The sequence below is a fragment of the Bosea sp. RAC05 genome, from assembly GCF_001713455.1.
Taxonomy (GTDB): domain Bacteria; phylum Pseudomonadota; class Alphaproteobacteria; order Rhizobiales; family Beijerinckiaceae; genus Allobosea.
Genome location: NZ_CP016464.1, coordinates 4,107,864 through 4,133,661 on the forward strand (window position 1 = coordinate 4,107,864; position 25,798 = coordinate 4,133,661).

Consider the following 25,798-nt stretch of genomic DNA (forward strand, 5'->3'; position numbering starts at 1 on the left):
GCCATGACCACGACCGCCCGCGCCCCCCGCGTCACTCCCTTCACCTGCGACAAGAAGCCGGCGACGGGCTCGCGCGGCATGGTCGTCACCAATCATCCCCTCGCCTCGGCGGCGGGCTCGCAGATGCTGCTGGCGGGGGGCAATGCGGTCGATGCGGCGGTGGCCGCCCTCTTTGCCCTGACCGTCGTCGAGCCGATGATGGTCGGCATCCTCGGCGGCGGGCTCGCCCATATCCGCATGGCCGATGGCCGCCATGTCGTACTCGACGGGCTCTCGACCGCGCCGCGGCGAGCAACGCCGGACATGTATGACTGCCTCTCCGACGAGATCGGCAGGCAGCGCGACGTCCGCGACCGGGAGAATGTGGTCGGCCCCAGGGCCGTGGCCGTGCCCGGCGCGCTGGCCGGCTGGTGCGAGGCGCTCGCCCGCTTCGGCACGCTGCCGCTCGCCGAGGTGCTCCAGCCCGCCATCGGGCTGGCCGAGCGCGGCTTCACGGTCACGCCCTACCTCTCCAACTGCATCGCCGACAATGTCGCCGATCTCTCGCGCGATCCGGGCCTCTCGGCGCTGTTCCTGCGCGATGGTGCGGCCCTGCCTGCGGGCACGAGGCTCGTCCAATCCGACTACGCGCGCAGCCTGCGCCTGATCGCCGCGACCGGCCCGGCTGCGCTCTATGGCGGCCCGCTCGGAAAGGCACTGACCGATTTCATGGCGGCAAATGAGGGCCTGATCGGCCAAGACGATCTCGCCGCCTATCGCGTCGAGACGCGCGAACCCATTCGCGGCCACTATCGCGGCCACGAGATCCTGGGGCCGCCGCCGCCGGCCTCGTCCGGCGTCCACATCGCGCAGATGCTCAACATCCTCGAGGGCTACGACATCGGCGCGCTCGGCTTCGGCTCGCCCGACGCGATCCATCTTCTGGCCGAGGCCCTCAAGATCGCCTTCGCCGACCGCGCCGTGGCCACCGCCGACCCCGCCTTCGTCAAGGTTCCGGTCGCCCGGCTGATCGACAAGGCCTATGCCGACGAACGCCGCGCCCTGATCGAGCTGGACCGCGCCAAGGCCTGGACGGCCGGCCTTTCCGGGGGCGAGTCGGCCGACACGACGCATGTCACAGTCGCCGATGCCGACGGCAACGTCGTCACCGCGACACAGACCATCAACGGCCTGTTCGGCGCCTGCACGCAGATCCCGGGCACGGGGATGCTGGCCAACAACTACATGTTCAATTTCGACCCGCATCCCGGCCGCGCGCTCTCGATCGCGCCCGGCAAGCGCGTCTTCACCTCGATGGCGCCGATGATCGTGCTGAAGGAGGGCCGGCTCGCCTTCGCGCTCGGCCTTCCCGGCGCGCTGCGCATCTTCCCCTCCGCCCTGCAGGCGATCGTCAACCTGATCGACCACGGCATGAGCCTGCAGGAGGCCGTCGAGGCGCCGCGCATCTGGACCGAAGGCGGCGTGCTCGAACTCGAGGAGGCCTTTCCCGAGACGGTGGCAGACGCGCTGCGTGCGCGCGGTCACCGTATCGTCCGGATGCCGCGCATCGCCGGCGGCATGAACGCCATCCGCTTCGACGCGGACGGCACGCTCACTGGCGCCGCATGCTGGCGTGCCGACGGCACGCCCGTCGCGGTCTCGGGCGGCCTCGCCCGCGCCGGCGCCCGCTTCACGATCTGACAACGGAACCCGACGATGACCGAGACCATCTGCCTCCTCGACATGACCACGCCGGCGCGCGCCGAGAAGCTGCGCGCCCTGCTGCCGCCGGGCTTCGTGCTGACCCATGGCACCGCCCGGGGCGACGAGCACATGAAGGAGATCATCGCCGAGGCGGATTATGCCATCTCCGGCCAGGTCGCCGTCTCCGGCGACGTCCTGCGCGCCGGCAAGAAGCTGAAGCTGCTGCACAAATGGGGCGTCGGCTACGACAACATCGACATCGCCACAGCGAAGGAACTCGGCATCAAGGTCGCCCGGACCACGGGCAGCAACGCGCTTCCCGTCGCCGAATTCGCGCTGGGACTCATGATCTCGGCCCTGCGCTACATCGGCTACGGCCATGCCGAGCTGAAGAAGGGGCACTGGAGCACAGGCAGCCTGCCGGGCGAGACCTTCATGCTCTCGGGCAAGACGGTCGGCCTCATCGGCTTCGGCGCGATCGGCCAGAACGTCGCCAGGCTGCTCCGGGGCTTCGGCTGCACCATCCTCTACAGCAAGCGCCAGCCCCTGACGGCGCAGGAGGAGGCCACCCTCGGCGTCCGCCATGCCACCCTGGACGAGATCCTGGCGCAGGCGGACATCGTCTCGCTGCACTGCCCGCTGACGCCTGAGACCACCAACCTGATCGGCCGCGAGGCCTTCGCCAGGATGAAGAAGACGGCTGTGCTCATCAATGTCGCGCGCGGCGGGGTCGTCGACGAATCGGCGTTGGTGACCGCGCTGCGCGACCGCGAGATCGCCGGCGCGGCGATGGACGTCTACGCGATCGAGCCGCTGCCGGCCGACAGCGAATTGCTGACGCTCGACAATCTCGTGGTCACGCCGCATCTCGCGGCGATGGCCGCGGACAACTTCGCCCCGACCGTGTCGCGGATGTTCGCCAACATCGCCCATGTCTCGCGCGGCGAGCCGGTGCCAGCCAAGGATCTCGTCGTCTGAGGCTGCGACACCCCGTCCAGCGGGCCCATTGATATGCATCAAGGCCCGCCGGCACCGCCCCCTCTAAGCCTCGTCCATGACAGCGTGCGCGAAGAGCGCCGCAGGGTGAGCAGGGGCTGGGCATGGCGACGACGGGCAATCCGATCCGACAGGCGACGACAGGCGAGTTGACGGGCATCGCGCTCGCCGCAGTGACCTTTCTGGGTCTTCTGCTGATCGCCGCGAAGACCGACCATGGCGCCTACGCCTTCCATGCCGCCGTCGGCATGGCGGCGGCGCTGGCGACCATCTTCCTGATCGGCAACCGCTGCTTCAAGCCGGGCACCGGGCCCGCGCCGCAGGAGATCGACGGCCGGCCCAATTACAACATGGACCCGGTCAAGTTCGGCACCATCGCGGCGATGTTCTGGGGCATCGCCGGCTTCACGGTCGGGCTGATCATTGCGCTCCAGCTCGCCTTCCCGGTCCTGAACTTCGATCTGCCCTGGATCAATTTCGGACGCCTGCGCCCGCTGCACACCTCGGCGGTAATCTTCGCCTTCGGCGGCAACGTCCTGATCGCGACCTCCTTCTACGTCGTCCAGCGCACCTCGCGCGCCCGGCTGGCGGGCGATCTGTCGCCCTGGTTCGTGGTGCTCGGCTACAACCTGTTCATCGTCATCGCCGGCACGGGCTACCTGCTCGGCATCACCCAGGGCAAGGAATACGCCGAGCCGGAATGGTACGCCGATCTCTGGCTGACGATCGTCTGGGTCGTCTATCTGCTGGTCTTCCTGCTGACGCTGGCCAAGCGCAAGGAACCCCACATCTATGTGGCGAACTGGTTCTACCTCGCCTTCATCGTCACCATCGCGGTTCTGCATCTCGGCAACAACCTCGCGCTGCCGGTCTCGATCTTCTCGCCGAAGTCCTACATCGTCTGGTCCGGCGTGCAGGATGCCATGTTCCAGTGGTGGTACGGCCATAACGCGGTCGGCTTCTTCCTCACCGCCGGCTTCCTCGCGATCATGTACTACTTCGTGCCCAAGCGCGCGAACCGGCCGGTCTACAGCTACCGCCTCTCGATCATCCACTTCTGGGCGCTGATCTTCATCTATATCTGGGCCGGCCCCCACCACCTGCACTACACCGCCCTGCCCGACTGGGCGCAGACGCTCGGCATGACCTTCTCGATCATGCTGTGGATGCCCTCCTGGGGCGGCATGATCAACGGAATCATGACCCTCTCGGGCGCCTGGGACAAGCTGCGCACCGACCCCGTGCTGCGCCTGATGGTCGTCTCGCTCGCCTTCTACGGCATGTCGACCTTCGAGGGCCCGCTGATGTCGATCAAGGCGGTCAACTCGCTCTCGCACTATACCGACTGGACCATCGGCCACGTCCATTCCGGCGCGCTCGGCTGGGTCGCCTACATCTCCTTCGGCGCGATCTACTGCCTCGTGCCCTGGCTGTGGAACCGCAAGGAGCTGTATTCGCTCAAGCTGGTGAACTGGCACTTCTGGATCTCGACGCTCGGCATCGTGCTCTACATCTCGGCGATGTGGGTCTCGGGCATCCTCCAGGGCCTGATGTGGCGGGCCTACACCTCGCTCGGCTTCCTCGAATACTCCTTCATCGAGACCGTCGCGGCGATGCACCCCTTCTACGTCATCCGCGCGCTCGGCGGCGCGCTCTTCCTGGCCGGCGCTCTGATCATGGTCTTCAACGTCTGGATGACCATCACCAGCGGCGAGCCGGAGAGCGCCCAGGACAACGCCCCGCTTCAGCCCCGCCTCGTGCCGGCCGAGTAAGGACCGCTTTCATGACCACCATCGAACACAAGGCCCCGCGCAAGTCGCTCTGGTCCAAGCACAAGATCTTCGAGACCAACTCCATCGTCCTGATCATCGGCGTCCTGCTGGTGATCTCGGTCGGCGGCCTGGTCGAGATCGCCCCGCTCTTCTACCTGAAGAACACGATCGAGAAGGTCGAGGGCATGCGCCCCTACACGCCGCTCGAGCTGGCCGGCCGCGCCATCTATGTCCGCGAGGGCTGCTACAACTGCCACAGCCAGATGATCCGGCCGCTGCGTGACGAGGTCGAGCGCTACGGGCATTACTCGCTGGCCGCCGAGAGCATGTACGACAAGCCCTTCCAGTGGGGCTCGAAGCGCACGGGGCCGGACCTCGCCCGCGTCGGCGGCAAGTATTCCGACGAATGGCAGCGCGCCCATCTGGTCGATCCGCGCTCGCTGGTGCCGCAGTCGATCATGCCGGGCTACCCCTTCCTGACGAAGACGGAGCTCAGGTTCGACGACATCGCCGACGAGCTGCGTGCCAATCGCGGCGGTGGGGTGCCCTACACCGACGAGATGATCGCCCAGGCTGCGAGCGACCTGCGCGCCCAGGCCACGCCGGAGCATCCCAAGGCGGGCGAACTCGAGAGCCGCTACCCCAAGGTCCAGGCGCGCGACTTCGACGGCGACCCGACCCGCATCACCGAGGCCGACGCGCTGATCGCCTACCTCCAGGTGCTGGGCACGCTCGTCGACTTCAAGCTCTACGACAACAAAGCCAACATCCGCTGAGCGAGGGGACCATGGACACGACCTATCAGTGGCTCGCGCGTTTCGCGCAGTCCGCCGGCCTCCTCTACTTCGTCGGAATCTTTCTCGCCGTCTGCGTCTACGCCTTCTGGCCGGCCAACCGGGCCCGGTTCGAGGAGGCGGCCCGCACCCCGCTGCAGGACGACTGAATCATGGCTCAGCATCAGGACAATCACGAGGTGGACGCCCATACCGGCGTGTCCACGACCGGCCATGAATGGGACGGGATCCGCGAACTCAACACGCCGCTGCCGCGCTGGTGGCTCGGCATCTTCTACGCCACCATCGTCTGGGCCGTGGGATACTGGATCGTCTATCCGGCCTGGCCGCTGATCACCACGACGACCCAGGGCGTGATCGGCTACGCCTCGCGCAACGACATCGCCCGCGATCTCGCTCTGCTGCAGCAGCAGCGCGCCGGCCAGGCACAGGGGCTGACCGAGGCGTCGCTGGAGCAGATCAAGGCTGATCCCTCGCTCTTCCGCATCGCCATGGCGCAGGGCAAGGCGGCCTTCGGCGACAACTGCGCCGCCTGCCACGGCGTCGGCGGCGGCGGAGCCAAGGGCTACCCCAATCTGAACGACGACGAATGGCTCTGGGGCGGCAGCCTCGGAGAGATTCACCAGACCCTGCAGAACGGCATCCGCGTCGCCGGCAACGCCGAGACGCGCATCAGCCAGATGCCGGCCTTCGGCAAGGACGGCCTGCTGAAGCCGGCCGAGATCCGCGTCGTCGCCAACCATGTCCGCGCGCTGGCCGGCCTGCCGACGGAGCAGGGCGTGGACCTGGCCAAGGGGCCCGAGCTGTTCGCCACCAACTGCGCCGCCTGCCATGGCGACGCGGGCAAGGGCAACAAGGAGCTCGGCGCGCCGAACCTGACCGATGCGATCTCGCTCTACGGCATGGACATGGCCTCGCTCACCGAGACCCTCACCAACAGCCGCGCCGGCGTGATGCCGGCCTGGGGCCAGCGCCTCGACCCCACCACGGTGAAGGCCCTGACCCTCTACGTCCATTCGCTCGGAGGAGGCCAGTAACATGGCCTCCCAGGAGACGGAACTCGGCGACCTGCCGCTCTTCGCGGCAACGAAGAAGGTCTATCCGCAAAGCGTGTCCGGTCCCTACCGGCGCGCCAAGTGGCTGATCCTCGGGCTCTGTCTCGGCGTGTATTACCTGCTGCCCTTCCTGCGCTGGGACCGCGGGCCGAACCTGCCGAACCAGGCGGTGCTGGCCGACATCGCCAATGCGCGGTTCTACTTCTTCTTCATCGAGATCTGGCCGCAGGAGGTCTACTACTTCACCGGCCTCCTCATCATGGCCGCTTTCGTGCTGTTCATGATGAACGCGATCGCCGGACGGGTCTGGTGCGGCTATCTCTGCCCGCAGACCGTCTGGACCGACCTCTTCCTGACGGTGGAGCGCTTCTTCGAAGGCGACCGGCGCGAGCGCATCAAGCTCGACGAAGGCCCCTGGACCCCCAACAAGATCTGGCGAAAGACGGCCAAGCACTTCGTCTGGCTGATGATCGCCTGGTGGACCGGCGGCGCCTGGGTGCTCTACTTCGCCGACGCGCCGACGCTGGTGCGCGATCTCGCGACGCTCCAGGCCCCGTTCACGGCCTATGCCTTCATCGCGATCCTGACCTTCACGACCTATGCGCTCGCCGGCATCATGCGCGAGCAGGTCTGCAACTACATGTGCCCCTGGCCGCGGATCCAGGCTGCGCTCACCGACGACGACGCCCTGAACGTCACCTACCGCTACGACCGTGGCGATCCGCGCGTCTCGGTGAAGCAGGCGGAACGCCTGCGCGCCCAGGGCGAACCCGCGGGCGACTGCGTCGACTGCCGCCAATGCGTCGCCGTCTGCCCGACCGGCATCGACATCCGCGACGGCGCCCAGCTCGACTGCATCCAGTGCGGGCTGTGCATCGACGCCTGCGACAACGTCATGGAGAAGATCAGCCGCCCCAAGGGGCTGATCGCCTACGACACCGACGACAACGTCAAGCGCCGCCTCGCCGGCGAAAAGCCGGTCTACAACCCGCTGCGGCTGCGCACGATGATCTATGCGGCACTGATCCTCGTCGTCGGCGGAGCCATGGTCTATCAGCTCGCCACGCGCCGCACGATCGAGATGTCCGTGCTGCACGATCGCGCGCCGCTCTTCGTGATGCTGAGCGACGGCTCGATCCGCAACGCCTACACCATCCGCATCCTGAACAAGCGGCCCGACGAACGCCCCGTCGCCCTGACGGTGCATGGCCTGCCGGGCGTCCGGATCGAGGCGGTCGGCGTCGCCGCGACGGCAGATCTGCGCCCGGTCGTCTCGGTCGCGCCCGACTCGTCGCGGGAGGTGCGCGTCCTCGTCACCCTGCCGCCCGACATCCGCCCCGAGAAGACCCAGACCATCACCTTCACCGCCGCCGATCTCTTCGCCGGCGAGATGGTGACCGCGACCGACCATTTCATCGCGCCCTGAAGGGGCACGCCATGTCCTGCTGTGGAGCCTTCATCATGCCTGTGGATCTGACAGCGCAGGTTCGTCCGCGCAGCGCCCAGCCCTTCCGTCTCAGCGGCCGCATGGTGGCGGGCGCGCTGATCGGCTTCTTCCTGGTCGTCGCGGGGGTGAACGCCGTGATGATGACCATCGCGATCACCACCATGCCCGGCGTCGACGTGAAGAGCGCCTATGAGACGAGCCAGCGCTTCAACGGCGAGATCGCCCGCATGCAGGCGCAGGAGCAGCGCGGCTGGCAGGCCAGCGCGCAAATCCGCCGGTCGGGAGCCGATGCCGTGGTGACGCTGTCGCTGCGCGACAACGCGGGCGCGCCGGTCACCGGCCTTCTCGTCGAGGCGCGGCTCGAACATCCCGCCGCCCGTCGTGAGGATCATGCGGCGCCATTGAACGAAGGCTCCGCCGGCGACTACACCGCCATCATCCCGGAGGTTCACGGCGGCCGCTGGACGCTCGCCGTCCAGGCCGCTCGGGGCACCGAAACGGTCTTCGTCTCGCGCAGCCGCGTCGTGTTGAAGGACTGAGCCGACATGGCCACGCAGCAGGATCTCTCCGTCTTCGTCCGCCATGGCGAGGGCGGCGTCGCGGGCATGGAGCTGGCGGTGGAGGGCATTCGCTGCGCCGGCTGCATGCACGCCATCGAGAGCGGGCTGGCCAAGGACGCGTCCATCCTCAAGGCGCGCGTCAACCTCGCCCTGAAGCGCGTCACCGTCGAGTGGAAGGAGGGCGCGCTGCGGCCGGAGGGCGTCATCGAGCGGCTCGGTGCGCTCGGCTTCAAGGCCTATCCCTTCCTGCCCTCGGCCGAGCGCGACAGCGTCACGCTCGAGGAGCGCCGGCTGCTGCGCTACCTCGCCGTCGCGGGCTTTGCCGCCATGAACATCATGCTGCTGTCGGTCTCGGTCTGGTCTGGCGCCAATGGCGACCTCAGCCCGGTCACGCGCGACTTCTTCCATTGGCTCTCGGCCCTGATCGCTCTGCCGACCGCGGCCTATGCCGGGCGCCCCTTCTTCGAGAGCGCGCTGCGGGCCCTGCGCGCGGGCGGCGTCAACATGGACGTCCCGATCACACTCGGCATCGTGCTCGCGCTCGGCATGTCTGTCGTCGAGACGGCCAACCATTCCGACCACGCCTATTTCGACGGCGCGGTCATGCTGATCTTCTTCCTGCTGATCGGCCGCTATCTCGACCAGATGATGCGGCGGCGCACGCGCGACCTCGCCGGCAATCTCGCCGCGCTGAAGGCGGAGACCGCGACGCGGCTGCTGCCGGACGGCACCACCGTGACCCTGCCGATCGCCGCGATCGCGCCGGGCGACCTCGTCCTCGTCCAGCCGGGCGAGCGCGTCTGCGTCGACGGCCGCGTCGAGAGCGGCCGCTCGGAGATCGACCGCAGCCTCGTCACCGGGGAGACCGACCCCGCCCCGATCGCCGCCGGCGGCCAGGTCCATGCCGGCACGATGAACCTGTCCGGCGCCCTGTCGGTCCGCGTCGAGGCGGCCGGCACCGGTACGCTGCTCGACGAAATCGACAAGCTGATGGCCCAGGCCGTCGAGAGCCGCTCGCGCTATGTGCGCCTCTCGGATCGCGCCGCGCGGCTCTATGCCCCGCTCGTCCACGCCACGGCGCTGGCCACGCTGGTCGGCTGGATCGTCTTCGGCCTCGCCTGGCAGCAGGCGCTGATCATCGCCATCACCGTGCTGATAATCACCTGCCCCTGCGCGCTGGGACTGGCGATTCCCGCCGTGCAGGTCGTCGCCGCCTCGGCGCTGTTCCGCCGCCAGGTGATGCTCAAGGAGGGCGACGCGCTGGAGCGGCTGGCCGAGGCCGACATGGTCGTGTTCGACAAGACCGGCACCCTGACGCTGCCCGAGCCCGATCTCCTCAATGCGGATGCGATCGGCCCCGAGATCCTGCGGGCCGCCGCCTCGCTCGCCGCGGCCAGCCGCCACCCCCTCGCCCAAGCGATCGGGCGCGCGGCCGGCAGCCCCGCCCCCTGCGCCGAGACGCAGGAGCATCGCGGGTTGGGCATCGCCGCGCTCGTCGCGGGCGAGGAGATGCGGCTGGGCAGCCCGGCCTTCTGCGAGGCCGAGGCGCTCGCAGCGGAAGCCGGCGCCCGCTTCCCCACCGCCTCGCTCATTGCCTGGCGGCACGGCGACCGGCGCGCCGTCTTCGCCGTCGGCCAGAAGCTGCGCCCCGATGCGCGCGCCTGCGTCGAGGCGCTGCGCCGCCTCGGCCTCGAGCCCATGATCCTCTCGGGTGATCGCGAGGCGGCGGTCGCCGCCGTCGCCCGCGACCTCGGCATCGCCGACTGGCGCTCGGGCCTGCGGCCCGACGAGAAGCTGCACGCGCTCGACGATCTCGCGAAGCACGGCCGCAAGGTCCTGATGGTCGGCGACGGACTCAACGATGCTCCCGCCCTGGCCAAGGCCCATGTCTCGATGTCGCCGATCAGTGCGACCCACCTCGCCCAGGCGGCGGCCGACATCGTCTTCCTCGGTGACAGCCTCAACCCCGTGGCGACCAGCCTCGCCATCGCCCGCAAGGCCCGCGCGCTGATGATGGAGAACCTCTGGTTCGCGGTGCTCTACAACGCCATCGCCGTGCCCATCGCCATCGCCGGCCTGGCGACCCCGCTGGTCGCCGCCGCCGCCATGTCCGGCTCGTCCCTGGTGGTGACGCTCAACGCGCTGCGCGCGGCGCACCGGCCGGTCGCGGCGATCGAGGAGGCTGCGTCATGAACATTCTCGTCGTGCTGTTTCCGCTGGCGCTGGGCATGGGCCTCGCCGGGCTGGCGGCCTTCTTCTGGTGCATGCGGACGGGCCAGTACGCCGACATCGAGGGTTCGGCCTGGCGCGTGCTGCAGGATGACGACCTCGGGCTCGAGGCGGATGGGCTGGACGACCGGCCCGACGAAACGGTGCCTCAGCCGAAGGCCGGAGACCGCCGCGCCCCTTCATTGACACAGGGCCCGATCTGAAACATGGGGTGACCCTGCGGGGACCGTGTTCGGCAACGGACTCGCTCCCTCTCCTGACCGGGCGGAACGGGCCTCATGACCACGGTTTCACCCCGCCGCGTCCTGCTCACCGGCGCGGCCGGCTTCGTCGGTTACCATGTCACGCAGGCGCTGCTGGCGCGCGGCATCGCCGTGCTCGGGATCGACAACCTGACGCCCTATTACGATCCCGCTCTCAAGCAGGCCCGGCTCGACAGGCTCCTGCCGCAAGAGGGGTTTCGCTTCGAGCCGATCGACATCGCCGACCATGACGCGCTCGCCGGCGCTTTCTCCCGCTTCGCGCCGGACGTCGTGATCCATCTGGCGGCACAGGCCGGCGTGCGCTACTCGCTCGACAATCCCCGCGCCTACGCCCACTCCAACCTCGACGGCTTCCTCTCGGTGCTGGAGGCCTGCCGGCACCACCCCGTCCAGCATCTCGTCTATGCCTCGTCCAGTTCCGTCTACGGCGCCAACGCGAAGGTGCCCTTCAGCGAGCATGACGGCGCCGACCATCCCGTCTCGCTCTACGCCGCGACCAAGCGCGCCAACGAGCTGATGGCCCACAGCTATGCGCAGCTCTACGGCATCCCCGCGACCGGCCTGCGCTTCTTCACCGTCTACGGCCCCTGGGGCCGGCCGGACATGGCCTATTTCAAGTTCACCAAGGCGATCCTCGAAGGCCGGCCGATCGACGTCTATGCCGAGGCGGAGATGAGCCGGGACTTCACCTATGTCGACGACATCAGCGAGGCGATCGTGCGCCTCGCGGCCCTGCCGCCCGCCCCGGGCGGGGCCGGCGCCGGCCAGGACCCCGCCACGGCGGACGCGCCCTGGCGGATCTACAACATCGGCAACCACACGCCCGTCCGCCTCGACCGCTTCATCGCGGTGATCGAGGCCGCCTGCGGCAAGACCGCGATCAAGCGCCATCTGCCGATGCAGCCGGGCGACGTCCGCGCGACCTATGCCGACGTGTCGGACCTGATGGCCCGCGTCGACTTCAGGCCCGATACGCCGATCGAGACCGGCATCGCGCGCTTCGTCGCCTGGTATCGCGACTTCTACGGGATGGCGCAGGCGTGATCAGTTCCTGACGACGTCGCGCGAGAACCGGGCAACCGATTCGTCGAGCCGGCGGGCCGAGGCGTCGACGCCGGCGGCGGCAGCCGAGACCTGACGGCCATTGTCCATGGTGCGCGCCGCATCCGCGACGACGAGATCGATCGCCGCCGTGGTGTTCTCCGCCTCGCGCACGGTGCCCGCCAGCAGGGCGACCATGGTTCGGATCGCCTCGGCCTGCTGATCGACGGCGACGACGATGTCGCCGGTCACCCCGACGATCGCATCGGTGGAGACGCTGATGTTCATCACCGCCGCCAGCGAGCGTTCCGTCGCGGCGCGCACCTCTTCGATGCGCTCCGAGATCTCCTGCGTGGCCGCCTCGGTGCGGGCCGCCAGCCCCTTCACCTCGGTGGCGACGACGGCGAAGCCACGCCCGGCCAGCCCGGCGCGGGCCGCCTCGATGGTCGCGTTGAGCGCGAGCAGATTGGTCTGGGCCGCGATCTCCCGGATCAGGGCCGAAACATCGCCGATGTCGCGCACCGCCTGCGTCAGCTGCGTCTTCACGGCAATCGAGGCCGCGACGTCCGAGGCCGCCGTCCGCACCAGCTGCGTGGTCTTGTCGGCCTCGGCGCGGATCTGCGCGATCGTGTTGGTGAGCCGGTGTGAATGGGATTCGACGCAGGTGATGTCGCTCATGGCTTCCGACACCTTCGTCAGCACGCCGGCGAGCTTGTCCTGCGATCGCTGGGAGATCGAGACGAGTTGCTCGGCCGCACCGTTCATGTGGTCGACCGACTGGAAGACCGGCTGCAGGATCGCGCCGATCTCTTGCCGGAAGGCCGCTGCCTGCCGCTCGACCTCTTCGCGTCGCGCCTCCTCGACCCGAGCCTGGGCCTTCGCTTCCTGCCCGAGCGCCTGGGCGCTGCTGATGGCGCGGACGCGGTCGATGAAGAGTTGCGCCATGCTGCGCAGCGAGACCAGCATCACCGAGCCGTAGATCGCCTGGAAGGTCAGGTTCTCGAGCATGTGATCGCCCGGCGACAGCGCGATGTGGATCACGCGCGCACCCAGGATGATCCCTGCGAAGAGCAGCGCCGCCGACGGCATGCTCGCCATCGTGAAGGTCCCCGCGCAGACGAGGCCGGCGAGCAGCGTCGCGGTCAGCACCTCCATCTCCGGGACGGCGATGGGATTGAAGACGACGGCCATGACCACCCAGGGCAGCGCCATCAGGGCGGAGTCGATCAGGATGCGGTCGTTGAACTTGGCCGAGGGGCTATCCTCGCGATTGCGTTCGCGGATCCGCGTGATGCGCAGGATGCCGAGGACGCCGATCGCGACCACCGCCGCACTCCAGAACAGCGGAAACCAGAGCCAGCCATGGATCATCGCCGTGATCGCGACCAGCACGGCGGACAGGAGATTGGAGAGCAGGATGGCGGGAAGAACGCGCGCGAACAGATTGCCCTGCGCCTTGCGCAGGGCCGCCGCTTCGGGCTCGTCCAGCCGTGACAGGCCCAATAAGCGGCTGACCCACGCATCGTAGCGCGCCGGCCATGAGTCTCTCACCGTGAGGGCTGTCGACGCCGGCTTCGTCACGTTCACGCTCAACTCCCGCGACCAGGGCCAAGCGGGAAACATCGCAGAGACGTCTCAAGGGTCCGTTAACGATAACGTCGTCGAGGCTGCGCCAGGGAGGGGTACCGGGCCAAACGGCCCGCGGCGGCGGTCAGGACCAGCCAGGTCGCCACGCCGCGAATTCGGCCTTGGTCTGCTCGTTCGCTGGATAGAGCCCGAAGATGCCCTGCCCGCCGCGCACGCGCTCAGCGACGAAATCCTCGTAGGCCGTCTGCTCATAGACTTCGGGCGCGATCTCGTTGGCGAGATGGGCGGGAATGACGCACACCCCCTCGCCATCGCCGACGATGATGTCGCCGGGATAGACGGCGACATCGCCGCAGGCGATCGGCGCGTTGATGTCGAGCGCGTGGTGGCGGATCAGGTTGGTCGGCGCGCTCGGGCGGTTGTGATAGGCTGGGATCACCATGGCTGCGATCTCGGGGGAGTCCCGGAAGCCACCATCGGTGACAATGCCCGCGACGCCGCGCTGCATCAGCCGCGACACCAGGATGCCGCCGGCCGAGGCCGCGCGCGGGTCCTTGCGTGAGTCGATCACCATGACATGGCCGGGCGGGCAATCCTCGACCGCGCGGCGCTGGGGATGCTGCGTCCCCTCGAAGGTGCCGAGATGATCGAGATCCTCCCGCGCCGGGATGTAGCGCAGCGTGAACGCCTCGCCGACCATGCTCTCCGCCTTCTGGCTGAGCGGCCGCACGTCCTGGATGAAGACGTTGCGGAAGCCGCGCTTGAACAGCGCCGTGGTCAGCGTCGCGGTCGAGACGCGCTTGAGCTTCTTGCGGTTGTCGTCGGTGAGGGTGGTCATGGCATATCCAAACATCTGCTTAGGGTGAAGGCTCGACGTTCATCGTCAGTGCGAGCGGAGTGAAGCAATCCAGGGGGCTCGCCCTACGCCGTCCTGGATTGCTTCGTCGCTGACGCTCCTCGCAATGACGGCAAGGCAGGCGGCCGCGCTGGCGGGATGACCGGCCCTTCGATCACTCGATCCGGACATTCGCCTTCTGCGCCACATCAGCCCAGCGCTTGGTCTCGGCGGCGATATGGGCGGTGAACTGCTCCTGGGTCGAACCGACGGGATCGACGCCAAGCTTCTTCATCTGATCGATCACACCGGGCTCGCGCATGATCGCCTGAACCTCGGTCGAGAGCTTGGCGACGATCTCCTTGGGCACGCCCGAGGGCGCGAAGAAGCCGTGCCAGGAGGCGGCGGCGTAACCGGGAATGAACTCGGCCAGCGCCGGCATGTCCTTGGCGACGACGAGACGCTCGGGCGTGGCGGTCGCGAGCGCCCGGATCTTGCCGGCCTCGACATGCGGCCAGGCGATGGTGATGTTGTCGAAGGTGATCTGGATCTGGCCCGCGAGCAGGTCCTGCGTCACCTGCCCGCTCGAGCGGTAGGGCACATGCACCATGTCGGTGCCGGTCGAGACCTTGAACAGCTCGGCCGCCATATGGGTCGAGGTGCCTGCCCCCGAGGAACCGAAGGAATACTTGTTGGGGTTCTTCTTCAGCAGATCGATCAGCTCCGGCACCGTCTTCACCGGCAGGTCGATATTGACCATCAGGATGTTGGGCACGCTCGCCACCTGCGAGATCGGGGCGAAGTCCTTGATGTGGTCAAAGGGCATCTTGGCGTAGACGGCCGGGTTGATCGCATGGGTCGAGACCGTGCCCATGGTCAGCGTGTAGCCGTCGGGCGTCGCCCGCGCGGCGGCCGCGACACCCGTGTTGCCGCCGGCGCCGGGCCGGTTCTCGACGATGAACTTGCCGTTGAGACGGGCGCCGAGACGCTCGGCCAGCACGCGGCCGAGCAGGTCGGTCGTCCCACCCGCTGCGAAGGGGACGATGATCGTCACCACCTTGTTGCCTGGATAGTCGCTCTGCGCCAGCGCGACCGGAGCGGCCAGCAGGCATGCGGCGGCCAACGCCGCCCTGCGTGTCATCGTCATCGATTGTCCTCCCATGGCAGCCACAGAGCCGGCGGGGTTCGCCAGCGCGGTCCGTTGTCGGATCCTTGCCCCATCCGATAGCACAGGATTCCAGATTTGAAATCTGAAATTTCAGGCTTGTCGCCGCTTGTCCTTTGTGGTGAGTGATGCGGTGATGGAGCCGAGACTTCGCGGGCCGCGTAGCGGATTCGCGAGGGCCGACGCCCGCCCCCGGACCGACGATGCCGCAGACCCTGACCATCGAACCCGTCGCCCCTCACCTGCTGCGCTCGCTGCGCGAGCATGTGCATGAGCGGCTGCGCCGGGCGATCGTCGCCGGGCGGTTCCGCAATGGCGAGCGCTTGAACGAGCGGCATCTGGCCGAGATGCTCGGCGTCAGCACGACGCCGGTGAAGGACGCCATCCGCAAGCTGGAGAGCGAGGGGCTGGTGCGCACCGAGGCGCGCCGCGGCGTCTTCGTCGAGTTTTCCGCCCGCCAGGCGCTGGAGATGGCGCTGGGGCGCGCCGCGCTCGAAAGCGTCATGACCCATATCGCCGCCAACCGCTTGGGCGATGCCGACATCACCGAGATCGGCCGTCTGATCGAGGAAATGGCCCATGCGACCCAGCACAGCGCGCTGGAGGACCTCGTCACCCTGAACGAGGCCTATCACGGCGCGATCCACCGCATCTCGGGCTGCGGCTATCTCGAGCGCCGGCTCGACGGGCAGCGCATGTACGACCACGCGCAGCGCATCGCCCTGCTCTCGGAGCCGTCCGAGCGCGGCCAGGGCTTCGAGGAACATCGCTCCATCTACGAGGCACTGCGGGCGCGCGATCCCGCGCTCGCCGAAGAGAGAATGCGCCGCCACATCGTCCGCTCGGCGAAAGCCCATGTGCGGCAGGTGTTCGGCGCCGATGCGGAAGGGTTGGACTATGACGAGTGATAAAATCCGCAGTGCGTTGCGCGGCATTTCGGGCGTGCATGTCACCGCCTGGGGCGCCGACGGCGAGGCCGACTGGGCGGTGACGGGCCAGATCGTGGCGCGCATCGCCGCGGCCGGCATCCACAACATCGTCTCGGCCGGCAACACCGGCGAATTCTACCCGATGACGACGGACGAGGTCGTGCGCAGCCATGCGGTGGCCGCCGAGGCCGCCGCGGGCAAGGCCCTCGTCACCGCCGGCATCGGCCGGTCCTTGCGGGAAGCCGTCTCGACCGGCCGGCTCGCGGCCAAGGCCGGCTGCGATGCGGTGATGGTGCATCACCCGCTCGACCCCTTCGCCGCGCCCCAATCCCAGGCGGACTACATCCTCGCCATTGCCGAGGCGCTGACGCTGCCGCTGGTGGCCTATATCCGCTCGGATGCGATCGGCGTGAAGGACCTGGTGCGCGTCGCGACCCACCCGAATGTCGCCGGCGTGAAGTTCGCCTCGACCAACATGATGCTGCTGTCCGAATGCGTGCGGGCCACGCAGGGAACGCGCGCCAACTGGATCTGCGGCCTCGCCGAGGGCTGGGCGGCGCCCTTCTATGCACTGGGCGCCCGCGGCTTCACCTCCGGCCTGATCAATGTCGCCCCCGAACGCTCGCTCGCCGTCTGGCATGCGCTGGAAAAGGGCGACTACGCCGCCGCGCGGGTCGAGGTCGACGCCATCTCCGGCTTTGAGACGCTACGCACCAAATATGGCAACGGCGCCAATGTCACCGTCGTCAAGGAAGCGCTCGGCCTGCTCGGCACGAATGTCGGCCCCGTCCGCCTGCCCGGCCTGCCGGAGCTCAACGCCGAGGAGAAGGCGCAGCTGCGCGCCATCGTCTCCGGCTGGGGCGCCCAGCGCGCGGCGGCGGAGTAACCCCGTTTCACCACCCACTCCGTCATCCCGGACAAGCCGCAAAGCGGCGTAGCTCCGGGATCCATCGGAGGGCGAACCGCTCTACGATGGATCCCGGGTCTGCGCTTCGCTTGCCCGGGATGACGCAGAGGTTCGAGAGCAAAAAGAACAAGCTGAGGAAACGCCGATGTCGTCCCATCCCCGCAAGACGCCCGACACCCTGCGCTCGAAGCGCTGGTTCGGCGCGAGCGACCTGCGCTCCTTCGGCCATCGCTCGCGGGCGCTGCAGATGGGCTTCGCCCATGACGAGTTCATGGGAAAGCCGGTCATCGGCATCATCAACACCTGGTCCGAGATCAACCCCTGCCACACCCATCTGCGCGACCGCGCGGATGCGGTGAAGCGCGCCGTCTGGACGGCGGGTGGCTTCCCGGTCGAGATCCCAGTGATGTCGGTCTCGGAGCAGTACCAGAAGCCGACCACCATGCTCTATCGCAACTTTCTGGCGATGGAGACGGAGGAATCGATCCGCTCCCACCCGCTCGATGGCGCGGTCCTGCTGGGCGGTTGCGACAAGTCCACGCCGGCCTTGGTCATGGGCGCCTGCAGCGCCGGCCTGCCCTTCATCTTCGTGCCAGCCGGTCCCATGCTGCGCGGCAACTGGGCCGGCAAGGTGCTGGGTTCCGGCGCCGATGTCTGGAAGTACTGGGCCGAGAAGGAAGCCGGCAACATCACCGACGACCAGTGGAAGGACATGGAAAGCGGCATCGCCCGCTCCCATGGCACCTGCATGGTGATGGGCACCGCCGCGACCATGATGAGCCATGCCGAGGTGCTGGGGCTGACCCTGCCCGGCGCCTCCGCCATCCCCGCAGCGGATGCCGCCCATCCCCGCATGGCCGCGGCGTCCGGCAAGCGCATCGTCGAGATGGTCTGGGAGGATCTGACGCCCGACCGCATCCTCACCCGCAAGAGCTTCGAGAATGCGCTGACCGTGCATATGGCCGTCGCCGGCTCGACCAACGCCATCATCCACCTGATCGCGATGGCCGGCCGCGCCGGCGTGTCGCTGACGCCGGATGATTTCGACGCCTTCTCGCGCAGAGTGCCGGTGATCGCGAACCTGCGGCCGTCCGGCGAATTCCTGATGGAGGATTTCTTCTATGCCGGCGGCCTCCCGGCCCTGCTGAAGCAGCTCGAGAGCAAGCTCCACACCGACGCCATGACCGTCACCGGCAAGCCGATCTCGGAGACCATCGCGCTCGCGACCGTCTATGACGACAACGTCATCCGCCCGCTCGACAATGCGGTGACGACCGCCAACGGTCTCGCCGTGCTGAAAGGCAACATCGCCCCCGATGGCTGCGTCATCAAGCCCTCCGCCGCCGAGCCGCGCCTGCTGAAGCATTCAGGCCCCGCGCTGGTTTTCGAGGACTACGACGCGATGATGAAGGCCGTGAACGACGAGAGCCTCGACGTCACCGCCGACCATATCATGGTGCTGAAGAACTGCGGTCCGGTCGGTGGGCCCGGCATGCCCGAATGGGGCATGATGCCGATCCCCAAAAAGCTTTTGAAGCAGGGCGTGCGCGACATGCTGCGCATCTCGGATGCCCGCATGTCCGGCACCAGCTACGGCGCCTGTGTGCTGCATGTCGCCCCTGAAGCCTATATCCGCGGGCCGCTCGCCGCCGTGAAGACCGGCGACGTCATCAGCGTCGATGTCGAGGCCCGCACCATCTCGGTCGCCCTGACCGACGCCGAAATCACCGAGCGCCTCGCCGCCTGGACGCCGCCCGACCGCGACTACCCCCGCGGCTGGGGCAAGATGTCGGCCGCCCACATCCGCCAGGCCGACAAGGGCTGCGACTTCGACTACCTCGAGGGCACGGCGAAGATTCCCGAGCCGGAGATTCACTGAAAGCCGTCATCAGCCTGTCAACGCCGCTGACCAGTTTGCCGCTCCCGTGAGGAGGGGAAGCCATGGTCACGCGTCGTCATCTGCTCGCCGGCGGCATCGCCGCCCCGGCCCTGTTGCCTCGGCTGGTCCGGGCGCAGAGCGACACACGGCCGGTCCTGCGCGTCGCCGTGCAGGCTCTGCCGCCGACGCTGGAGCCGCTCGAGTCGATCTCGAATGTCGGCTTGCGGGTCTCCTACAACGTCTTCGACACGCTCTGGCGCCGCGACTTCCTGGGTGAGGCGGCCGAGGGCGGGCAGAAGCTACTGCCGCATCTCGCCACCGCGCTGCGCCAGCGCGACCCGCTGACCTGGGCGGTCAAGCTTCGTCCGGGCGTGCGGATGCATGACGAGACCGTGCTGAGCGCCGACGACGTGCTCTCCACCTTCTCGCCGGAGCGCATGTACGGGGCTCAGGTTCAACATCATGAGGGACGCGTCAATTTCGGCCATCTCGCGTCGGTCGAGGCGGAATCGCGCGACACCGTCATCCTGCGGACCAAAACGCCCGATGTGGTGATGCCGCAGCGCCTGGCCGCCTATGGCGGCTGGATCCATTCGGCCAAGGCCTATGGCGAGCAGGGCATCGCCGGCCTGCGTCAGAAGCCGGTCGGCAGCGGGCCCTACCGCGTCGCCTCGTTCCAGCGCGATCAGCGCGCCGTTCTCGAAAGCCATGACGACTACTGGATGGGGCGCCCCAAGGCCCGGCAGATCGTCTTCACGGTCGTTCCAGACGCATCGAGCCGGCTGGCCGGACTCCAGGCCGGCGACTTCGATCTGGTCACCAATCTGCTGCCCGAGCAGGCGCAGACACTCTCGGGCAACAGGACGTTCGAGGCCGTCGATGTGCCCTTGGAATTCGCCCACATCCTCTACTACGACACGCGCAACCCGGTCCTTCGGGATGCGCGTGTTCGTCAGGCGCTGAACTACGCCGTCGACTATGACACGCTCGGCCAGTCGCTCTGGGGAGCAGGCTTCAAGCGGATGGCGGCGCTCCAGACGCCGTCTTTCGGCCCGCTCTACGACGGCGAGCGCCGCGGCTTCACCCACGACCCCGAGCGGGCGCGCCAGCTGCTGCGCCAGGCGGGCTACAAGGGGGAGGAGATCGTGATCCGGATCACGCCGGGCTACTATCTGCAGATGCTGCTCGCCGTGCAGGTCATTCAGCAGATGTGGGAGGCCGTCGGCGTCAAGAGCCGCCTCGAGACGATGGAAAACCTGGCGCAGCTGGTCAATCCGGGCGCCGATGTCCGGCCGACCTCGGTCGCCTTCCGCTTTCCCGATCCGCTCGGCGGCGGGCTGCTGGTGCACCTGTCGAAGGACTATTTCCTGCAGAAATCGGGCTTCTGGCAGCCGACGACCTTCAACGCCATCAGCGATGAACTGCGCCTCGCGACCGACCCGGCCGAGCGCAGGCGGCTCTGGCTGCGTCTCATGGACGAATACGAGGCGGAAGCTCCGGCGCTGATCCTCTATCCGGTGCGCGAATACTTCGCCAAGCGCCGCAGCGTGAAATGGACGCACTACCCGCTCTATTACATGGACTTCCGCTCCTTCAACCTCGACTTCGCCTGAGGCCGGCATGACCCGCATCATCATCCTGTCCGACCCGCATCTCTCGCCGACGCACGGCTTCTTCTGGGAGAACTGGCTTCTGGTGCGCGATGCCGCCGCGCGGATCGAGGCCGCCTGCACCATCGTCAACGGCGATCTCTGCATCGACGGCCCCGACAGCGACGCCGAGATGGCATTCGCGGCAGAGGCCCTTCGCGCGTTGCCGGGTACCGTCCTGCCGCTGCCCGGCAATCACGATGTCGGCGACGAGCCCCCCGGCCAGGACGTCAGGCAGTTGATCGACGAGTCCCGCCTGGCCCGCTGGGACCGCTTCATCGGCGCCGATCGCTGGCGCCATGACCTCGACGGCTGGACCCTGCTCGGCGTCAACGCCCAGCTCTTCGGCTCGGGCCTGGCGCGCGAGACCGAGCAGACCGACTGGCTCGACGCGGCGCTCGCCGACAGCCGCGGCCAGCGCGTCGCGCTCGTCCTGCACAAGCCACTCTTCATCGAGCACGCGAATGAGGCCGATCCCACCATCGGCTCGATGGGCCTCGCGCCCCGGCGCGACCTGATGCGACGGCTGGCGGGCGCCGACACGCGGCTGATCGTCAGCGGCCATCTCCACACCCGTCGCGACCGCGTCGTCGAGGGCATCCGCCATCTCTGGGTGCCCTCCTGTGCCTTCGCCGGCAGCCATAGCTATCCGGATGATCCGGCCTGCGGCTTCCTGACGCTCGACCTCGATGGCGACACCGTGACGACCGCGGCGATCCGCCCCGAAGGACTGGTCTCGCATGACCTGGCCGCCATCAAGCAGCACGGCCGCTACAAATTCCTGCGCGAGATGCCGCCCTGCCCGCCTGAACTCGGAAGCGCGACGCAACTGGCTTTGGAGCAGGCGAGCCGCTAGCCTCTCACCGGAAAGCGAGGGCAGGACCGCCGGCGCGATGGAACCAAGCATGATTCACGCGCCGGCCAACCCGCCCTCCCTCTCCTGGCAGGACGCCTTCGAGACGCCGACGAACTCGCAGATCGAGCAGGAACGCTGGGTGCTGGCGATGTGCGGCGGAAGGCGCGGCGGGCGCTTCGCCGAGATCGGCGCCTTCGACGGCGTCCTGCACAGCAACACCTGCTTCCTCGAAGCCGACCATGGCTGGAGCGGCGTGCTGGTCGAGCCCAACCCGATTCTTTTCGCCAGGCTCGCCGCGAGCCGCAAGGCCGCCTGCCTGGAGCGGGCCGTCCATCGCGAGGGCGGCCAGTTCCTGTCCTTCGTCCCCTCACAGGAGATCGGCACACTCGCCGAATACGCCGAGTCGGACGGCTATGCCGAGCACAGGCGCCAGGCGATCAGCGAGAACGGACTGATCACCGTCGAGACCGTAACCTTCGACCAGATGGACGAAGCCGACGGACAGGCGGGCTCGGGCTTCGACTATGTCTCGCTCGACACGGAAGGCTCGGAACTCGACATCCTCAGGACGATCGACCTCTCCCGCAATGCCATCGCGCTCTTCACCATCGAGCATAACTTCGTCGAGCCGCGCCGCGAGACGATGCGTACGCTGCTGGCGGAAGCCGGCTACCAGCGGCTGAATGTCGGCTTCGACGACTGGTACTGGCATGAGGGCCATCTGCGCGCGCGCAATGGCGGGATGCTGCCGGACATCGCCGCCATCAACGCGCATGTGAAGAGCATCTATCTCGACTGAATCGGGCCCGTTCACAGCTCGGCGTCGAAGGTGATGCTGCCGAACGAGGCCTGCACGCGCCCGGCCGCCGAGGCCGTCGCCGAAGCACGCGCCTCGCGGCGCGACAGCACCGTCAAAGCCGGACTTCCGCCCGCGACATTCACCATGCCCGAAACGGCGAAGCTTGCGCTCGGCGTCGCCCGCATTCTGGCCGGCAGCGTCAGGGTCTGGCCCACCGCGCCGCCCGCGGCCTGATAGGCGTCGAGCGAAAGCGAACTCTCGGGCCGCCAGAAATAGCGGGCGCAGAGCAGCTCTTCGAGCGTCGCTGGCCGCGCGACCCAGGCGCTGGCGCGACGCCCGACCTCCAGCTTGATCCGGCGCAGCGTCACGGCAGGCCCGGCCGGCGACAGCCTGACCGAGAGCGCGCCGGTGTCGCCGACGGCCGGCGTCAGCGTCACACTGCGCCGGCCCATCCCCGCGGCAATCGAACCCGAGACGCTGCCGACGGTCACCGAGAGCGCCCCACCCGACAGCCCCTCGACCGACAGCGTCAGTGGCTGGCCGGCGAAGGACGAGAGACCCCACAGCGCCGGCTCGACCGGCTGCACGAGCGCCCCGGCACTGAGGGCGAGGTCATAACCCGCCACGGTGAGCGTCGCCCCGGCCGGGCCCGCCTTCCAGCGGTCGAAGCCATAGATACCCGCAGCCAGCGCGCCGCCGGCGAAGCCCCGCTGGTTGATCTGGAGATCGCCATTGAGCAGGAGATTGCCGCCGCTCGCCCAGGGCGTCGCCGGCAGCGAGACCTCGCCCGTCGACCGCTCGACGGTGAGCGCCTCGGTCCAGGCCGCGCCGTCGCCGCTGACTTTGAGATGCAGGTCGTCGTCGCCGGCGAGGCCGATCTCGGCGCGGCCGGAATAGCCGTCCTGGAACAGCAGGCTCGCCGTCTCGCCAGCGGCCGCCTTGTTGAGCTTGAGCTGGTGCCCGGCGCCGTCATGGTTGAACAGGCTCGCGGGCGCCTGCACCACGAAGCGCGTCGTGACGTCGGCGGTGCCGTTCACGCCCCAGAGGCTGGCGCCGAGGCTGCTGAGCGGGCTATCGCGCCGCCATTCGCTGCCGGTCCAGAGATGGTGCTCGCTCTCATCAGTGACCCAGGCCTGCCAGCCGGCGCGCGGCACCAGGAAGGTCCAGCCGCCATCCTCGAACAGCGCGACCTGGTCGGTGCGGCCGGCGAAGGCGCCCGTCGCGCCGGGCGGGATGATGAACGCCGAAAGCTCGGTCGGCGCCGCCGGCGGCGTGGCCACAGCGCGGCTGTCGACGGTGAGATGCACCAGCGCGTCGAGCCGCGTCAGGGCGTCGTTATGGGTGACGTGCTTCTGCGCCTGCCCGGCGGCGAGCAGGGGCAGGGAAAGCCGCGGCGTTGCGGTCATGGGGCCTCGCGGGGTCGGGCGCCGCCTCGGCGCCGGGGGATGCGACGCCCAGCATCGCTCCCCGCACAGGCGCCGGGGATAAACCCCCTCGCCTATCCCCGCTGCTGCCCCGTCAGAACACCCGCGGCCTCAGGCCCGCATGGAACCAGGAGATCATCGAATAGATGTCGTGGACCGGCCGCCCCGTCGCCGCCTGCACGGCCGCGGCATAGGGCGGCATGTTCGTGCACTCGAGCACGATCGCGCCCACCTCCGGATGCCGCGCCACCAGATCGAGCGCCGCATCGACGACATCCTGCCGCGCCAGATCGACATCCATGTCGTCCTTCTCGGCCTTGATCAGGACGCGGAAGAACTCGCGGCCGCCCTCCGTCCCGGTAACCGGCGTGTCGAGCGGCACGCCCACCTTCTCCAGATGCGCGGGCGTCAGGCTGCCGGCCGAGACCGTGACGACGCCGACCCGCTGGCCCGGCGGCAGCGTCGCCTGCACCCAGGGCACCTGCATCAGCGAGGAGGTCGCGACCGGCACGCCGACGGCCGCCGCGAGCTCGCGCTGGAACAGGGAGAGGAAGCCGCAGTTGGTGGTGATCGCCTCCGCCCCCAACCGCACAAGATCCTGCGCGGCGGCGACGAAGTCCGGCAGCAGCCCGGCGGCCCCCTTGAGCACGACACGGTCAGGGCTAGCCCCGCCCACCACGCGGTAGAGCACGGGGAAGGGCCAGGTGCCGCCATTGCCCATGTCGCCGAGGATTCGCGGGAAGCGCGCCTCCAGCATCAGGATGCCGAGCGGCGCGCCATAGATGGCCTTGCCGCCGCGCGCGATGCGCGGCCCCTGCGATGGTCCCGAAGCGATCGTCATGGCAGTTCCCCGCGTGATGGTGGCGACGCAGACCTAGCCCTGCCAAACGTCCGCGCCAAGGCGGCGGCGGCCCGCTCGCTATGTGACCCCGGCATGGCGCGCGAGGGTGACCCTGCGGTGCAACAGGCGTATGGATGGGCCCGGGCGTCGGAAGCGAGCGCGCCCGCGAGGGCTGAACGTGGATCATCGGCTGGCACAGGGCTGTGGCGTCCCTCTCGGCCGGGATTGCCTGAGCTGCGAGACGCGCCCCCACAGCATCTGCGCCGCCCTGCCGGAGGGCGACCTCCTCGACCTGCACGCCCTCTCGACCTCCGTCCGCTTCGGTGCGCGCGAGATGCTCATGGTCCAGGGCCAGCCTGCGGCGAGCGTCTATAACATCACCTGCGGCTGCGCCCGCCTCTACACCCTGCTGCCGGACGGACGCCGCCAGATCGTCGGCTTCGCGCTGCCGGGGGATTTCATCGGCCTGTCGCTGGCGCAGACGGCCGGTTTTTCCGCCGACGCGATCGGGCCCGTCGCGGCCTGCGCCTTTTCCCGCGCCGGATTCTCGCATTTCGTCGACGCCAGACCCGTGCTGCTGCGGCGCCTGCACGAGCAGGCGAGCCATGAACTGTCCCTGGCGCAGGAACAGCTCATGCTGATTGGCCGCCGCAATGCGCAGGAGCGGATCGTCTGCTTCCTGCTCGGCCTGCAGCAACGCTTCGCCCGCATCGGCCGCCCCTCCGTCACCGTGCCCCTGCCGATGGGCCGGCAGGACATCGCCGATTGTCTCGGCCTGACGATCGAGACGGTGAGCCGGACACTGACCAGACTGTCGCGCGAGCGCATGATCCTGCTCGTGCCGGACGGTGTACGGCTGCTGCACACCGAGCGCCTGGCCGCCATCGCAGCCGGCTGATCGGCGCGCGCCACGCCGCGCCCGCTGTTCCAGAACGGATCAGAACGGCCCGCGCCCGTCGCCGACAGCGTGCCGCCCCACCCGAAATCCAGCGTCTTCCCGCGATTCCGCCCGCGGAACAGCCCATTTTGGCGCGTTCCCATGCGGTATGCCGCTTGCGCTTCCACCGCGAAGACCAGCCCGAGAGCG

Annotated in this window: 23 protein-coding genes; 18 read left to right on the plus strand and 5 right to left on the minus strand. The window is 68.6% G+C overall.

The window, feature by feature from the left end; all coding sequences use genetic code 11:
• The first annotated feature begins 3 nt into the window (after window positions 1-3).
• The 11 genes from ggt to BSY19_RS23025 all read left to right on the plus strand — a co-directional run bounded on the left by ggt (window position 4) and on the right by BSY19_RS23025 (window position 11,843).
• Window positions 4-1,680: a gamma-glutamyltransferase gene (ggt, locus tag BSY19_RS22975; RefSeq protein WP_069056182.1), complete on the plus strand. Its 1,677-nt coding sequence runs from the start codon at window positions 4-6 to the stop codon at window positions 1,678-1,680.
• Window positions 1,681-1,695: 15 nt separating this feature from the next.
• Window positions 1,696-2,661: a 2-hydroxyacid dehydrogenase gene (locus tag BSY19_RS22980; protein WP_069056183.1), complete on the plus strand. Its 966-nt coding sequence runs from the start codon at window positions 1,696-1,698 to the stop codon at window positions 2,659-2,661.
• A 122-nt stretch (window positions 2,662-2,783) separates the two neighbouring features.
• Complete coding sequence (ccoN, locus tag BSY19_RS22985) at window positions 2,784-4,451, plus strand: cytochrome-c oxidase, cbb3-type subunit I (RefSeq protein ID WP_069056184.1); 1,668 nt, start codon at window positions 2,784-2,786, stop codon at window positions 4,449-4,451.
• Between the two features lie 11 nt (window positions 4,452-4,462).
• Window positions 4,463-5,227: a cytochrome-c oxidase, cbb3-type subunit II gene (ccoO, locus tag BSY19_RS22990; protein ID WP_069056185.1), complete on the plus strand. Its 765-nt coding sequence runs from the start codon at window positions 4,463-4,465 to the stop codon at window positions 5,225-5,227.
• A gap of 11 nt (window positions 5,228-5,238) precedes the next feature.
• Window positions 5,239-5,394, plus strand: a complete 156-nt coding sequence (locus BSY19_RS22995; RefSeq protein WP_069056186.1) for a cbb3-type cytochrome c oxidase subunit 3 — start codon at window positions 5,239-5,241, stop codon at window positions 5,392-5,394.
• A 3-nt stretch (window positions 5,395-5,397) separates the two neighbouring features.
• Window positions 5,398-6,282: a cytochrome-c oxidase, cbb3-type subunit III gene (gene ccoP / locus BSY19_RS23000; protein WP_069056187.1), complete on the plus strand. Its 885-nt coding sequence runs from the start codon at window positions 5,398-5,400 to the stop codon at window positions 6,280-6,282.
• 1 nt (window position 6,283) lies between these two features.
• Window positions 6,284-7,726 carry a cytochrome c oxidase accessory protein CcoG gene (gene ccoG, locus BSY19_RS23005; protein WP_069056188.1) on the plus strand — a complete coding sequence of 481 codons (1,443 nt, stop codon included), beginning with the start codon at window positions 6,284-6,286 and terminating at the stop codon, window positions 7,724-7,726.
• A gap of 35 nt (window positions 7,727-7,761) precedes the next feature.
• Window positions 7,762-8,286 (plus strand): FixH family protein, encoded by a 525-nt coding sequence (locus tag BSY19_RS23010; protein ID WP_069057332.1) that lies wholly within the window; start codon window positions 7,762-7,764, stop codon window positions 8,284-8,286.
• 6 nt (window positions 8,287-8,292) lie between these two features.
• A complete protein-coding gene (locus tag BSY19_RS23015) occupies window positions 8,293-10,500 on the plus strand; it encodes a heavy metal translocating P-type ATPase (RefSeq protein WP_069056189.1) in 2,208 nt (735 codons plus the stop codon).
• Window positions 10,497-10,739 carry a cbb3-type cytochrome oxidase assembly protein CcoS gene (ccoS, locus tag BSY19_RS28660; RefSeq protein WP_069056190.1) on the plus strand — a complete coding sequence of 81 codons (243 nt, stop codon included), beginning with the start codon at window positions 10,497-10,499 and terminating at the stop codon, window positions 10,737-10,739. Before BSY19_RS23015 ends, ccoS begins: the two co-directional genes overlap by 4 nt.
• A 75-nt stretch (window positions 10,740-10,814) precedes the next feature.
• Entirely contained in the window at window positions 10,815-11,843 is a 1,029-nt protein-coding gene (locus BSY19_RS23025; protein WP_069056191.1) for an NAD-dependent epimerase, read from the plus strand.
• Here BSY19_RS23025 and BSY19_RS23030 read toward each other — a convergent pair whose 3' ends face one another.
• From BSY19_RS23030 to BSY19_RS23040, 3 genes are all read right to left on the minus strand, one after another.
• The gene (locus BSY19_RS23030) at window positions 11,844-13,427 is read right to left on the minus strand and encodes a methyl-accepting chemotaxis protein (RefSeq protein ID WP_171905194.1); all 1,584 of its coding nucleotides are present in this window, start codon (window positions 13,425-13,427) and stop codon (window positions 11,844-11,846) included.
• A gap of 124 nt (window positions 13,428-13,551) precedes the next feature.
• Complete coding sequence (locus BSY19_RS23035; protein WP_069056193.1) at window positions 13,552-14,265, minus strand: ribonuclease activity regulator RraA; 714 nt, start codon at window positions 14,263-14,265, stop codon at window positions 13,552-13,554.
• A gap of 172 nt (window positions 14,266-14,437) precedes the next feature.
• The gene (locus tag BSY19_RS23040) at window positions 14,438-15,409 is read right to left on the minus strand and encodes a Bug family tripartite tricarboxylate transporter substrate binding protein (protein WP_069056194.1); all 972 of its coding nucleotides are present in this window, start codon (window positions 15,407-15,409) and stop codon (window positions 14,438-14,440) included.
• Window positions 15,410-15,630: 221 nt separating this feature from the next.
• On the opposite strand from BSY19_RS23040, the gene BSY19_RS23045 reads away from it, so the two are divergent.
• From BSY19_RS23045 to BSY19_RS23070, 6 genes are all read left to right on the plus strand, one after another.
• On the plus strand, window positions 15,631-16,335 hold the full coding sequence (locus BSY19_RS23045; protein ID WP_236840432.1) for a GntR family transcriptional regulator: 705 nt from the start codon (window positions 15,631-15,633) through the stop codon (window positions 16,333-16,335).
• Window positions 16,325-17,242, plus strand: a complete 918-nt coding sequence (locus tag BSY19_RS23050; RefSeq protein ID WP_069056195.1) for a dihydrodipicolinate synthase family protein — start codon at window positions 16,325-16,327, stop codon at window positions 17,240-17,242. The genes BSY19_RS23045 and BSY19_RS23050 overlap by 11 nt, the downstream gene beginning before the upstream one ends.
• A 166-nt stretch (window positions 17,243-17,408) precedes the next feature.
• Window positions 17,409-19,142, plus strand: a complete 1,734-nt coding sequence (gene araD, locus BSY19_RS23055; protein ID WP_069056196.1) for an L-arabinonate dehydratase — start codon at window positions 17,409-17,411, stop codon at window positions 19,140-19,142.
• A 62-nt stretch (window positions 19,143-19,204) separates the two neighbouring features.
• Window positions 19,205-20,755 carry an ABC transporter substrate-binding protein gene (locus tag BSY19_RS23060; RefSeq protein ID WP_069056197.1) on the plus strand — a complete coding sequence of 517 codons (1,551 nt, stop codon included), beginning with the start codon at window positions 19,205-19,207 and terminating at the stop codon, window positions 20,753-20,755.
• A gap of 7 nt (window positions 20,756-20,762) precedes the next feature.
• Entirely contained in the window at window positions 20,763-21,647 is an 885-nt protein-coding gene (locus tag BSY19_RS23065) for a metallophosphoesterase family protein (protein ID WP_069056198.1), read from the plus strand.
• A 49-nt stretch (window positions 21,648-21,696) separates the two neighbouring features.
• The gene (locus tag BSY19_RS23070; RefSeq protein WP_069056199.1) at window positions 21,697-22,446 is read left to right on the plus strand and encodes an FkbM family methyltransferase; all 750 of its coding nucleotides are present in this window, start codon (window positions 21,697-21,699) and stop codon (window positions 22,444-22,446) included.
• Between the two features lie 11 nt (window positions 22,447-22,457).
• On the opposite strand, the gene BSY19_RS23075 is transcribed toward BSY19_RS23070, so the two are convergent.
• Together BSY19_RS23075 and BSY19_RS23080 are read right to left on the minus strand one after the other, a co-directional pair.
• Window positions 22,458-23,852 (minus strand): DUF2793 domain-containing protein, encoded by a 1,395-nt coding sequence (locus BSY19_RS23075; RefSeq protein WP_069056200.1) that lies wholly within the window; start codon window positions 23,850-23,852, stop codon window positions 22,458-22,460.
• Between the two features lie 112 nt (window positions 23,853-23,964).
• A complete protein-coding gene (locus BSY19_RS23080; RefSeq protein WP_069056201.1) occupies window positions 23,965-24,711 on the minus strand; it encodes an aspartate/glutamate racemase family protein in 747 nt (248 codons plus the stop codon).
• A 178-nt stretch (window positions 24,712-24,889) separates the two neighbouring features.
• On the opposite strand from BSY19_RS23080, the gene BSY19_RS23085 reads away from it, so the two are divergent.
• Window positions 24,890-25,609: a Crp/Fnr family transcriptional regulator gene (locus BSY19_RS23085; protein ID WP_236840433.1), complete on the plus strand. Its 720-nt coding sequence runs from the start codon at window positions 24,890-24,892 to the stop codon at window positions 25,607-25,609.
• The last annotated feature ends 189 nt before the right edge of the window (window positions 25,610-25,798 follow it).